The organism is Ectothiorhodospira variabilis, assembly GCF_022227625.1.
Lineage (GTDB): Bacteria > Pseudomonadota > Gammaproteobacteria > Ectothiorhodospirales > Ectothiorhodospiraceae > Ectothiorhodospira > Ectothiorhodospira haloalkaliphila.
Genome location: NZ_JAJNAO010000005.1, coordinates 17966 through 29793 on the forward strand (window position 1 = coordinate 17966; position 11828 = coordinate 29793).

At 61.4% G+C, this 11828-nt stretch carries 11 protein-coding genes; 3 read left to right on the forward strand and 8 right to left on the reverse strand.

Going from position 1 to position 11828, the window contains the following annotated elements; translation table 11 throughout:
- Window positions 1-392 precede the first annotated feature (392 nt).
- Together wecB and LPW30_RS07295 are read left to right on the forward strand one after the other, a co-directional pair.
- Window positions 393-1550 (forward strand): non-hydrolyzing UDP-N-acetylglucosamine 2-epimerase, encoded by a 1158-nt coding sequence (gene wecB / locus LPW30_RS07290; RefSeq protein WP_239680453.1) that lies wholly within the window; start codon window positions 393-395, stop codon window positions 1548-1550.
- Window positions 1543-2538 carry a glycosyltransferase family 2 protein gene (locus tag LPW30_RS07295; protein WP_239680454.1) on the forward strand — a complete coding sequence of 332 codons (996 nt, stop codon included), beginning with the start codon at window positions 1543-1545 and terminating at the stop codon, window positions 2536-2538. Before wecB ends, LPW30_RS07295 begins: the two co-directional genes overlap by 8 nt.
- Here LPW30_RS07295 and LPW30_RS07300 read toward each other — a convergent pair.
- From LPW30_RS07300 to LPW30_RS07310, 3 genes are read right to left on the reverse strand one after another with little or no spacing between them, the layout of a single operon-like run.
- Entirely contained in the window at window positions 2486-3382 is an 897-nt protein-coding gene (locus tag LPW30_RS07300; RefSeq protein WP_239680455.1) for a hydrolase 1, exosortase A system-associated, read from the reverse strand. The two genes, LPW30_RS07295 and LPW30_RS07300, sit on opposite strands and share 53 nt — an antisense overlap.
- Window positions 3379-4197, reverse strand: a complete 819-nt coding sequence (locus LPW30_RS07305) for a hydrolase 2, exosortase A system-associated (RefSeq protein ID WP_338018813.1) — start codon at window positions 4195-4197, stop codon at window positions 3379-3381. The genes LPW30_RS07300 and LPW30_RS07305 overlap by 4 nt, the downstream gene beginning before the upstream one ends.
- Window positions 4194-4418, reverse strand: coding sequence for an acyl carrier protein (locus LPW30_RS07310; RefSeq protein WP_420797715.1), 225 nt, complete (start codon window positions 4416-4418; stop codon window positions 4194-4196). The genes LPW30_RS07305 and LPW30_RS07310 overlap by 4 nt, the downstream gene beginning before the upstream one ends.
- 122 nt (window positions 4419-4540) lie before the next feature.
- Between LPW30_RS07310 and LPW30_RS07315 the strand changes: the two genes are divergently transcribed.
- Window positions 4541-5971 carry a putative O-glycosylation ligase, exosortase A system-associated gene (locus tag LPW30_RS07315; RefSeq protein ID WP_239680457.1) on the forward strand — a complete coding sequence of 477 codons (1431 nt, stop codon included), beginning with the start codon at window positions 4541-4543 and terminating at the stop codon, window positions 5969-5971.
- On the opposite strand, the gene LPW30_RS07320 is transcribed toward LPW30_RS07315, so the two are convergent.
- The 5 genes from LPW30_RS07320 to LPW30_RS07340 form a co-directional block, all read right to left on the reverse strand.
- Window positions 5901-7001 carry a GNAT family N-acetyltransferase gene (locus LPW30_RS07320; RefSeq protein ID WP_239680458.1) on the reverse strand — a complete coding sequence of 367 codons (1101 nt, stop codon included), beginning with the start codon at window positions 6999-7001 and terminating at the stop codon, window positions 5901-5903. The two genes, LPW30_RS07315 and LPW30_RS07320, sit on opposite strands and share 71 nt — an antisense overlap.
- Window positions 7001-8413: a glycosyltransferase gene (locus LPW30_RS07325; RefSeq protein WP_239680459.1), complete on the reverse strand. Its 1413-nt coding sequence runs from the start codon at window positions 8411-8413 to the stop codon at window positions 7001-7003. The genes LPW30_RS07320 and LPW30_RS07325 overlap by 1 nt, the downstream gene beginning before the upstream one ends.
- A gap of 8 nt (window positions 8414-8421) precedes the next feature.
- Entirely contained in the window at window positions 8422-9657 is a 1236-nt protein-coding gene (locus LPW30_RS07330) for a glycosyltransferase family 4 protein (RefSeq protein WP_239680460.1), read from the reverse strand.
- 4 nt (window positions 9658-9661) lie between these two features.
- The gene (locus tag LPW30_RS07335) at window positions 9662-10876 is read right to left on the reverse strand and encodes a hypothetical protein (protein WP_239680461.1); all 1215 of its coding nucleotides are present in this window, start codon (window positions 10874-10876) and stop codon (window positions 9662-9664) included.
- Between the two features lie 100 nt (window positions 10877-10976).
- A complete protein-coding gene (locus LPW30_RS07340; protein ID WP_338018814.1) occupies window positions 10977-11810 on the reverse strand; it encodes an AAC(3) family N-acetyltransferase in 834 nt (277 codons plus the stop codon).
- Between the last annotated feature and the right edge of the window lie 18 nt (window positions 11811-11828).

An 11828-nucleotide genomic window follows, 5' to 3' on the forward strand; every position in this document is an offset into this window, starting at 1 on the left:
ACAGCCGCCCAGTCCAGGGCGTCAAATCCAGAACCGGCAGGCTTGCAGGCACCAACAACAGCCATGCCTGAGGCCAGCGCATCAGCACCGCACTCACCGCCGCCACACCCAATAGCGCCCCCAAAGGACTGATCGGATGGTTCACGGCCTGATAAATGGCCGCGCAAAGCAGTAATGCCCCTGCCGCCAACGGCCCCCAAATCACCCCGTAAGCGGACTGCCCTGATCCCGGTAGCCTCATCCATTCACCCTCATGCCGTTTCCCCACTCCATCGATCACGCCCCTCTCAACCCCAACCCCTCCCGTCCGGCGCGATGGCAAGTAACGCGACGGGTCGGGAGGCATGCTACCATCGCCCGGCAACGGATCTAACATAGGGAAGGCCAGCCGCATGTCACCCCAAGCCCCCATCCTCTGCGTTGTCGGCGCGCGCCCCAACTTCATGAAAATCGCACCGATCATGCGAGCGTTCAGCAGCCAGGGAATACCCGCCACGCTGCTGCACACCGGCCAGCACTACGATGCCGACATGAACGATGCCTTTTTTCGGGATCTGGGCATTCCCCAGCCAGATATCAATCTGGGCGTGGGCTCCGGGAGCCATGCACAGCAAACGGCCGAGATCATGCGCAAGGTCGAGCCCATTCTGGATGAGCAGGCACCAGCCGCCATCCTGGTGGTGGGCGATGTCAATTCCACCATCGCCTGCGCCCTGGTTGCCTCCAAGAAGGGTGTTCCCGTCATCCACGTGGAAGCCGGCCTGCGCAGCAGGGATCGCACCATGCCAGAAGAAATCAACCGGGTGCTCACCGACCAGATATCCGACCTGCTGTTCACTACCGAACGCACAGCCCTGGACAACCTCAAGCAAGAGGGCATCGATCCCGCACGCGTCCATTTCGTGGGCAACGTAATGATCGACACGCTGCACTACAACCTGCGCCAGGCCAAGCCCACCGCACAAACCCTTGCGGAACTGGGCATGGAGACAACCCTTATCGGCTCCGACACGCCCTATGGCCTACTGACGCTGCACCGCCCCTCCAACGTGGACGACCCCGCGGTGCTTGCACCCCTGGTGGATTGCATCAACCAGATCGCCGCCGATCTGCCCCTGGTGTTTCCGGTGCACCCCCGCACCCGCAGTCGCCTGGAAGCCTTTGGCCTGCTGGAACGCCTTGATCCACATCGCATTATCTGCACGCCGCCCCTGGGCTACCTGGAGTTGTTAGGGTTGATGAAGAGTGCCCGAATCGCCCTGACAGACTCCGGCGGCATTCAGGAAGAAACCACCGCCCTGGGCATACCCTGCATCACCCTGCGCCACAATACCGAGCGCCCCATCACCGTCACTGAAGGCACGAATACCCTGGTGGGGAACGATCCGCAACGGATCATCGCAGCCCTCAAAGCGGCCCTCAAGCCAACAAGCCGGCCCGAGCGCATCCCCGAATACTGGGATGGCAATGCCGCCGAACGCATTGCGGCCATTCTCAAGCCGTGGCTTAGCGCAGGCATCTCCGGCCAGAATACCGCCCCCCATGCCTGAACAACCCGACACGCTGGGCCCGACGGTGCCCAAGGTGTCGGTAATCATGCCAGCCCACAATGCGGCAAACACCATCCAAGAGGCCATTGCCAGCGTTCTGGAGCAGGACTACCCCAACAAGGAACTGATCATCATCGATGATGGTTCCACCGATGCCACCCGGCAGATCGTCAGTGATCATCAACCCGCCGTCATTCTGCTCACGCAAACCAACCAGGGGGCCGGCGCCGCACGCAATCTGGGTATCACCCGATCCCAGGGGGAGTACATCGCCTTCATCGATGCCGACGATATCTGGCTGCCGGGCAAGCTCTCCCATCAAGTTCAGCACCTGCAATCCATGCCGCAAGTAGACATGGTGTACACACGTTGGTTGGTCTGGTCACCCCCCGAACCACCCACCCACCCAGCACCCACGACGGCGATTGCTCCAGCCAGCGGCGCAGCGAGCGGTGCAGACATCGTCCCCGAACACTCCGGCTGGCTTTACAACCGCCTGCTGTTCACCTCGCTGCTGCTCACCAGCACCGTAGTCATGCGGCGCTCCTTGGTTGACCGCGTTGGCCTGTTCTCCGCCGACCTCAAAAGAGGTCAGGACTACGACTACTGGCTGCGAGCCTCCAGGCTCACCCCCATCGACCAGATCGACCAGCCCTACGTGCTCTATCGCCGGCACGGCCAAGGGTGCGCCATCAAATGGCCCGACAGGGATTACGAATTCGAGGTCATTCACAGCGCGCTGCAACGCTGGGGGCCGGAAGGGCCAGGCGGCGAACGCACGCCCACCAGAGCCATCCGGACACGTCTGGGCGCCTTATGCTTCGATTTTGGCTACGATGCCTACTGGTCGGGCAGGCCGCACATCGCCACTCGCTGCTTTTTCAAGGCCCTCCGTTACCAGCCCCTGCGGACACAGGCTTGGCTATATGGGCTGCTCAGTGCCGCCCAATGGGTCCGGCAGACTGTTGCATCCCGTCGGCATCATTAGCCAACAACAATAGCCAGTCCAATGTCCAGGCGGCCACCTGATCCCGCCATTCGCGCCGGGAAAAGGTATGGTCCGCTTCCCGCAAATGCTCCACCCGAAACCGCTCCAACTGCGCACGCCAACGGGCATTGCTCATCGCATGATGTTCAAACCGGCGCGCCGTCAGATCCCTGCCACTCAACACCAGTAGAACGGGCACCGAAAGACTGCAAAGCCCCGCCAGCATCGCTTCATCCAAACGCATATCGGCTACGGAGCGCGACGACCGGCGTTGCCCCAGGGCATGATGCACCACTCTCAGCGCCGTTCTCAGGGATCGCCACCCCATCCCTCCCCGTATCAGGCGACGCCAGAAATCACCATCCATCACCCTTCGCAGATAATAGTGCCGCAGCACCACCTGTGCGTGTTCAGCTTCATCGGACTCCAGCCAGGGGTTGAGCAACACCACCCCTGCCACACGTTCGTCACTCCTGGCGCCATAAAGACATACCGCGCTGGCACCATCACACAAGCCCCAGAGCACCACCCGCCTGACGCCTGGCACCTGACTCAGCAGGCAAGTCAGCGCCGCGTGAATATCCTCCTCCACACACCGAAAATCCCTGGCTTCACCGGTCGAGTCGCCACAACCCCGGAAATCAAAGCGCATGCAAGCCACGCCCGAACGAGCCAGATCACGCGACAGCAACAGGAATTGCCGGTGACTGCCCACCCGGTACTGCGGACCACCCACCACCACGAGCAAGGCCACATCAGTGACCAGGTGATCGGGCACCGCGATCACCCCCACCAACTCCTCTCCCGAACACTCGAACAGGACAGGCCTTTCGGAGCAATTCATGAGCGCAACCCCGCCAGAAAATCCAACGACCAACCGATGAGTTCCGGCGCCACTTCGATCTCCTGGGCGTCCCAGAAACGTGGGCCGCGCAATGAAGCAGAGACCACCGTCGTACCCGCCTGACGCCATGTAGCCACCCGTTCCGCCATGTGGGTGGAAAGCCCTTCACGCCCCCCCGGATTCACCTCGGCAACACCCACTTGCGCGGCATAACCGGTCGACAAAGACAGTCGAGCGGCCTCCATTCCAGCGGCGAGCTCCGGCGCCACGCGATAACCGGCCACCTCCACGGAGCGGCCCGCCGCCAATGCATCCCGCAGGCGCGTCACCGAGTGGGAGGCCGCCTGCCCCTCCAGCATGTCCGCCGCCGCCTTCAGCCGCCAAAAGCTCCGCAAATGCCGTGCACCGCAATCCACCGGCTGCCAAAACAACAAAGGCACCGGTTTCCCGATGCCCTCAAGCCAATCACTCACCAGCAAGGCACCCGCCCTCAGGGACCAGACCACGGGCACGCCCTCACAATGACGGCAAAGCCAATCAAACCCCATCGACACATCGTCACGCCAACGGCCCCACGAGGCCTCCCCGGAGTCCCCGGCACTGTCTCCGCACCCCTGCCTGTCCAACTGCAATACCAGCCAACCCCGGTCGGCAAAGGCCCGCGCCGCCAGGCTCACCATCCGGCGCGACTTGTTCAACTCCTCGCCAAAGGGGTGCACAAAAAGCACCCCGCCCAAGGGCGGCCCCTGGGGCCCGGTAGCCAGGCAGAAGCGCTCACGGCCCACCTCACCCAAAAAAAATGCCCGGCGCCTCAAGACGATTCCAGCTTGCCCTGGACAAACTGCACCAGAGAACCGACCGTTGCGAAGGTTTCCCCTTCAATTTCGTCGTCGGTAATGAAAAAATCGAATCTCTCTTCCAGGGCGTTGATGAGGGTAACCACCGCCATCGAGTCGAACTCAGGCACACTGCCCAGCAGGTGGGTATCCGCGTTGAACGTGAGGGCCCGGCCGCCAAGACCGAGCGCCTCATCCATCACTGCCAGGACTTCTTTCTGCGTTTCCAAGGTTTATGCTCCATGATCCAAGGCTTATGAAGAAGCGGGAATGCTAACATAGCCTCGGCGACGCGCCCCCACTCACCACCCGACGATAGCCCATGCGCGACATACTGCTAATCACCATCATCGGCGGGTCCCTGCCCTTCATCCTCTTCATGCCCTGGATCGGGGTACTCATGTGGTACTGGATCGGCCTCATGAACCCGCACCGACTGGGGTGGTCCTTCATCACCGACATGCCGGTGGCCATGATGGTGGGGGCTGTCACCCTGGTGGCGCTGGTGCTCACCCGCGACCGCAAGCCTCTGCCCTTCACCCGCGAAGTGGTCATGCTGGTGATCTTCACCGGTTACATCACCATGACCACTTTCTTCGCCTGGACTGATATGGCCTGGATCCAGTGGGACACGGTCATCAAGATCCTGCTCATGACCTTCGTCACGCTCATGCTCATCCATGGCCAAACCCGCACCCTGCTGTTGATCCTGGTAGTGGCTGCGTCCATTGGCTTTTACGGCTTCAAGGGGGGGCTTTTTTCAATCCTGACCGGTGGAAATTACATGGTGTGGGGGCCACGCCCCAGCTTCATTGGTGGCAACACCGACCTGGGTCTGGCGATGATCATGGTGCTGCCCATGCTGCTGATCGTTGCCCGCATGTTCCGGGAGAACTGGGTGGATCTGGGCATCCTCTCACGCTACCCCAAAGTCACCGGATATGCGGCTTACAGCGTATTCTGGCTGACCGGCTTGGCCATCATCTTCACCTACTCCCGGGGAGCGCTGCTGGGCCTGCTGGCCGTCGCACCGTTCATATTCTTGAAGATGCGCAGGAAGGGCAGCCTGGTACTGGCAGCGGTGATGGCCATCACAGTGATCGGAGTCACCCTCCCGGAGCAATTGCTTGATCGCTGGAGAACCATCGAAACCTACGAAGAAGACCATTCCGCCATGCAAAGAGTCCAGGCCTGGGGCGTCAACTGGAATATAGCGAAGGAAAACCCCCTGCTGGGGGCCGGTTTCAACAGTGTGTACATGGGGAACGAACGCTGGCTAAGCTATGCCAACTTCATAGGCCCCTGGGATCCCAACACCGCACGCGTGGCGCACAGCCTGTATTTCCAGTTGCTTGGCCATCACGGCATCGGCGGGTTCGCAGTCTTCATGATCATGATAGCGTTCACCCTGCTCACCCTCAATCGAATACGCAGGCAGTCCCGGCGTATTCCAGGCAAGGAATGGATGGGGCAATTCGCCTGGGCCATCCAGGTGGGCCTGTTTGGCTACCTGGTGGCCGGAGCCTTCCTGGATCGCGCCTACTTTGACCTCATGTTCGTCATGCTGGCCATCACGGTGATCCTGCGCCGGGAACTGGACACAACCGAGGTGCCCAGCACCCAGCCGGCTCACGTGCGCAACCTGGACTCAACAGCCAACACACCACCCGCGCGCGACTTTGTCAGGACCCGCGAAAACGTGCAGACCACTGGCGCCGCAACCACCCCATCCGGCCCGCGGCAAACTCCCTGACCATCAGCGCGCGGCCAACCCAGGTACCCCGGTTCATGGCAAGCAGGCCCCACTGCTCCCGGCGGTGGGTCATCCAATCCCACTTGTAAGCGTCATCGCCGGTGAGAAAATCCACCTCAACCACCCGGTCGCGATCCAACGCAACCGCCATCATGTACGCCGTTAACAAAGTGCCGGGGGAAAAGCTGTCGAAATGAGGATCGTGGGCGAGCTTGTAGATATAGGCCCGCCCGTAGTGGGTCAGCCAGAGTTGTGCCGCCACCGGGGTACCCTCCACTTCCAGCACCCCCAACCGCAACATGCCTGCCTTCGCTGCCATGGCAATCAACCCCGGCATGAAACCGGGAAAAGGCTCCGGCTTCTTCCAACTGGAGGCATACACGGCCTTATAGCCCGCAACCGCCTCAGTGAGGTCTTTCGTATGTTCATACAGACGAAACCTCACCTCATGCAAGCGTTCAAGCCGCTGCGCTTTACGGCGCAGGGTACTCCGCAGAGCTCCAGGCCGGCTGGCCAGATAACGGCTCCAACCCACACCCTGGGTGGGAAGATACAAATTGCCAAAACGGAAATAGGGCTTCACGAGGAAACCCGCCTCCCGTAATGCCATCTCCAGTTGTCCCATCAATGGGTCATCCGGACAAACGGGCCCCAAATCCAGTGCGTCACACAGCCCGGGGGTTTCGCGCAGATGGCTTACAATCGCCCGTAACCCCTGTTCGCCCAAACCGCCCCCCGCCATCACCGGCCTGAAAAAAGGGGCGTAAAAGTTCTGCAAGGCTCGCCACCGCCTCGGCCGGCTCTTCTCCACCAAGCAGGGCAACACGCAGGCCGGCTGACCGCCAGGCGCCCAAGCCACCAGAAAACGAGGCTCGTCCCCGGGGGCCAGAGCATGGTTCGTCATGCATTCGAACCACGGCCAGGTACAAAAGGGATGATGGGGCGCAGCCTCGTCGAACAGTGCCTGGCACCCCTCGGGCAACGCCGCCAGACTGCCGAACACCTGGACGCGCCCCAGGGAGTCATCCATTACGATGACCGTTTCCCGGCCACGCGTTCCAGCACCTGCGCCAATCGGCTCACAAGATGACGCCGCTCAAACCCCCGCACGTAGGCGGCATCTGGCGTGGGGAAGGGATCCGTCGCATCAACAATCTGCGCCAAACGCGCCTTGATGCCCTCCACATCGCCGGGGCGTTCCACCCAACCCAGGCGCCCTCGGCGGATAATCTCGGGTGTAGCTCCGTCTTCAGCCACACACAGAATGGGTCGCCCGGCGGCAATGTATTCGAACAGCTTGCCAGGAATCACCCCCGACGTGGTCTCACCACCATCCACGATCAGCAGCAGCACATCCGCACCCTTCTGCAAGGCCTTGGAGCGCGCGTAGGCAACATCCGGAAAGAAACAAAACGTCTGCTCCAGGCCGTGTGAGGCCAATAACTCATCCATGCGTGCGACGATCTCCGGGGCCCGCCCCCCGTAATATTCAAACCGGAAGCACCCCGCCAGCTCGGGGCGTTCCCTGATTAAAGCCCCCGCCGCCTCAAGCAGCTCATACCCCCGCCGATTCTTGAACAACCGCCCCGCATATACGATGCGCAGCACGCCGGGCTCCCGTCCCTCCGCTGCAACGCCTTCGAACTCTTCCGGATCGTAGCCGTTGGTGATGGTCACCAGATCCTCATCCGCAAGCCCAGGCAAGCGCTTACGCATCACCTCGGTCTTGGGCCCCGAGACGGTTACCACCGCACCGGCGGTGGTCACCACGCGGCGCTCCAGGGCCAACTCCAACCGCTGCCGCCAGGCCGGCACCCAGGCACGCAACACATCCCCCGTCCACAGGTCACGGTAATCCGCCACCCAGGGCACCCCGGTCTTGCGAGACAAACGGGCCCCCACGATCAGCGACGTAAAATGAGGTGCCGTAGCCAGAATCACGTCGGGGCGAAACTCCTCCACGACCTTCGCTCCCTGGCGCACAGCCGGAGGCCACCACAGCACCAGGTCATCCGGGATCTGCAAATGCCGATGAACGAAACGATCCACCGAGGCCACCATGCGCCTGGCCCAATCCAGACGCCCGCCCTCCCGCGCAGGGAACGAGGCGGGTTGCTTGGTGCCCCCTTGCTCCTCACGAGTAGCGGGATCCTCGCAGCCATCGGCTGGAGCACGTCCCAATAAACGTTTGAGACCACGAATCACGCGGTCCCGAGGCCTGGGCAAGGCCACCCGATACACCGGGGTGCCCGTAGGGATTTCATCCAGGGTGGCCCTGTCCACCGGCTGCATGTCCCCTTCGGCCAGCGTGAGCACAGCGGCATCCCAGCCCAGCCCCTGAAGATGCTGGCAGAACTTGAGCGGCCGCAACCGACCGATCCCTTTCGCCGGCGGAAACTCCACCGCCACAATCAGCACCCGACGGCGCGGCACAGCACTCATCGAAATATTCACCCCAGGTAAAGATTCAAGGAAAAATCCGGTGTCAACAACTCATCGAACACAGCCTGTATCAAGCCTGCATGGCGCTGCACGGAATACTTTTGGGCCACCTCGGCCATCGCCGCCCGACCCATGCCTTCTCTCAAGGAAGCGTCTCCCAGCACCCGGTTGAGGGCATGGGCGAGTGCTGCAGGATCCCCCGGGGCCACCAAAAAACCCGTTTCGCCATCACGAATGATCTCCGGCGGCGCACCGATGTTGGTGGCCAGGATGGGTGTGCCCATGGCCATGGCCTCGATCACCACCCGACCAAACGGCTCCGGTGACACCGAACCATGAACCACGGCATCTGCCGCCTGCATGAACAAGGGCACATCCTCCTGATAACCAGCAAAATGCACCGCATCATTCAATCCCAGGGCGCTCACCTGCTGCTGCAACGACCGCAGGTAGTCATCACGGCCGGGCGGATGTTCCCCAATCAAGATAAAGCGGGCTCGAGGATGATCGGCCAGCACCTTGGGCGCCGCCTCAATGAGCACGTGCTGCCCCTTCCAGTCCATGATCATGCCGGCCATCACCACCAACGGATCTCCCGCACCTGCACCCAAACGCTCACGCACCACTTGCACCTGAGCGTTATCTCTCGGCATGTAAGAGGCCAGATCCAATCCCTCAGGAACCATGGTGATTCGTTCGGGCACCACGCCCAGGTCCAGCAACCCCTCACGGACGGGACCGGAAATGGCCAGGAAACGACTGATCCAGCGGGTGAGAAACACCGCCAGCCGGGAGTCCGGGCTGGGAATGTTGCGTTCATGGAGCACTACCGGGCAGCCAGCCAAACGGCCCGCCATCACACCGGCCATGTTGGCGATGAAATCATTATTCAGATAAATGAGATCCGCCCGCTCGGTGCGGGCAATACGGGCCAGGTGGTGGGCATAGCGGAATATCTCTGCATCCAGCCGTTGCCAGATGGGGCGACCACGACCATTCCCCCCGTGGTGCCGTCGCGGTAGGTGGATCGTCTTCACCGCCGGAGGGAAAGAGGCAAACTTGGGATCATCCAGGGAGTGCACCACCACGGAACGGAAACAGGCCGCGTCCAGGTGTTCCAGGCAGGTACGCAGGCTGATCACCGCCCCGCCGAACCCCACGCCGGTCTCCAGGTACAGGATCGTCGCGGGGCGCTTGGGAATCAGGTTGACCGGTCGACCCCGGGCCCAGTGCACGGATTCCATGGGCTCAGGACCAGTCGGCGTCGGTGGACAGTGTGGCGGGGCGCCCGGCACCGGCCAGGATGGATTCTTCCATCATCAAGGCATCGGCAAAGAACTTCGCGGCCCAGTTAGGATACTGCCAGGGATGGTAGCCACCATTGATGGGGTGGGAGCCCTTGATCCCACCGCGCTCATCCGGGATGCCGCCGTGAAGGCGCTGGGTCCGACGGGTGAAGCCATTCACCCGGCTGACCCCCTCCCGGAAACGATCCTCGCCGGTGAGCTGGTGCAAGCGCCCCCAATTGATGGCGATCTGGGCATTGCCCGTCAGGCAGGACCAGTTCACCGTCGGTTGCCAGCGGGCATCGTATCGTCCCGGCAAATAGCCATCCGGCGGCAGAGAGGCCAGCACCGCGTCTCCCATGGTAACGGCCTGGTGCATGAAATCCTCCCGCTGTGCGTAGGCTCCCACTTCCAGGAATCCGCGCATCGCATAGGCAATGGTATGCAGGAAGGGTTGGGCGTCATCCTGCAGGCAGTTGTGGGGCAACCAGCCATTGTCATGGCGCTGGGACAGCGCCCATTCCAGGTTGCGCACCGCCGCCGCCAGAAACCGCGGTTCCTGAGTGATGTGATGGACCCGTGCCAGGCCCCAGGCCGAGCGAGTGTTGTAGGTATTGACTGCGGTGCTCGTGAATGGCGACCCGAAACGCCGCCAACAACCGTCCTCATCCTGTACATCGCAAAGCCAGGCAGCCGCCTTGACGGCCGCCTCCCGATAGCGTTCGTCGCCTTCCTCCTCATATGCCCGCACCCAGCCAAACAGCACCTGGCCGGTGTTGAAGATGGTGGGTTGATCCGAACTGCCCAGCGCACCGGCCAGCACACCGCCTTCCGGCAACTGGATCTCGCATTCCCAGTCGGCCATGGCCCGGGCACGGCTAAGGGCATCCGTATCCCCGGTCAGGTGGGCATAGCGGTAGAATGTGGGCAAAATGTAGCCCGTGGTCTCAGGGTAGGACGGTGCCCAGCGGCTGGAACGCACCAACCAGGTCTGGGCAACACCGGCATCGGGTGTTGCATCCTGGGCACGCTTGAGCCAATCCATTGCCCCCCGCAGGTGATCCCGAATCTCTCGCGGGGCATGCAGCCCCATGCCCAGCCTGTCTCCCATCACACGGCCGTATTGACGCAATGTATCCGTAATCGCCATATCCACACCCTGGCTTGTCTGGGGCACCGGCGGCACCGATGCGTTACCGGTTCATGGGCTCAAGAGGCGCCCTGGAAATCGGTTATTGTGCTGCCCCGAGGGGAGCAGCGCAAAAAAAACTGCGGAATCATTGCGGTGAATCGAAAAAATGCCGTCCGGAAGCCACCATATGGTCCACGACCTCCGTCATGGCCTGGCAATCCAGCAGGCCAAACCGGGTATTGCCCACACGTCGGCGCTTCAACACCCCCTGCTTAAGCAACTCCGCTTCCAGCACGTGATCCCGCCTTGACCGATTCGCGACACCACTGATCACTTTTACAGGCACCTTCCGTGAAGTCCCCTCATGGTCCACAACCATTCCTTCCATCGGCTCAGGCTCGTACAATGGCACGGGGATGGTTTCAGCAACACGATCCTCAATGAAATGGGTGAAAGTCACTGCCGAAAAGGGCGCGTCAATGGTCAATATCTTGCCGTTCATGTCGAGCAAGCGAGAAAAGGGTGAGCCAGAGCCAAAGGGCACCAATACTTTATCGTGGTCTTCCAGGAAGGCCTTCGCTTGGCTACCCCACGCTAGTAATGGGTGAGTCGGACTTAAACTCCTCCACACCCCCTTTCCTCTACGGAAAACCTCAGACAATAACCCCATCCTTGAGGCACTGCGGCGTACATCCATCGGAATCTCTCTACTCAAGAACTCCCGAGAACTTTCGTTCTGGTATGTCAATGAAGGCATGACAAGCAATCCATCTGGACCAACGACTTCCTTTAGCGTATCGATCATTTCAACCGGTCGCCCACGAAACCCATTAGTAGTGCGCCAAGCAGCATGAACCATAAGCACGTCACCTGAACTTATGCCCCACTTCATTAATGAGCTCGATAACCGCCGCTTATCGTAACCGCATACCCAGCGCGACACCCGAAACTTCGCCCCCGACAAATCCCAACTAAACATCAGGTACCCCCGAGTGAT

Bases quoted from the DNA above. Each gene is read 5' to 3' on its own strand.
- LPW30_RS07310 (WP_420797715.1), bottom strand. From the start codon at position 4,418: ATGGATGAGGCGCTCGGTCTTGGCGGCCGGGCCCTCACGTTCAACGCG.
- LPW30_RS07325 (WP_239680459.1), bottom strand. From the start codon at position 8,413: ATGAGTGCTGTGCCGCGCCGTCGGGTGCTGATTGTGGCGGTGGAGTTT.
- LPW30_RS07320 (WP_239680458.1), bottom strand. From the start codon at position 7,001: ATGGATGACTCCCTGGGGCGCGTCCAGGTGTTCGGCAGTCTGGCGGCG.
- LPW30_RS07340 (WP_338018814.1), bottom strand. From the start codon at position 11,810: ATGTTTAGTTGGGATTTGTCGGGGGCGAAGTTTCGGGTGTCGCGCTGG.
- LPW30_RS07295 (WP_239680454.1), top strand. From the start codon at position 1,543: ATGCCTGAACAACCCGACACGCTGGGCCCGACGGTGCCCAAGGTGTCG.
- LPW30_RS07315 (WP_239680457.1), top strand. From the start codon at position 4,541: ATGCGCGACATACTGCTAATCACCATCATCGGCGGGTCCCTGCCCTTC.
- LPW30_RS07330 (WP_239680460.1), bottom strand. From the start codon at position 9,657: ATGGAATCCGTGCACTGGGCCCGGGGTCGACCGGTCAACCTGATTCCC.
- wecB (WP_239680453.1), top strand. From the start codon at position 393: ATGTCACCCCAAGCCCCCATCCTCTGCGTTGTCGGCGCGCGCCCCAAC.
- LPW30_RS07300 (WP_239680455.1), bottom strand. From the start codon at position 3,382: ATGAATTGCTCCGAAAGGCCTGTCCTGTTCGAGTGTTCGGGAGAGGAG.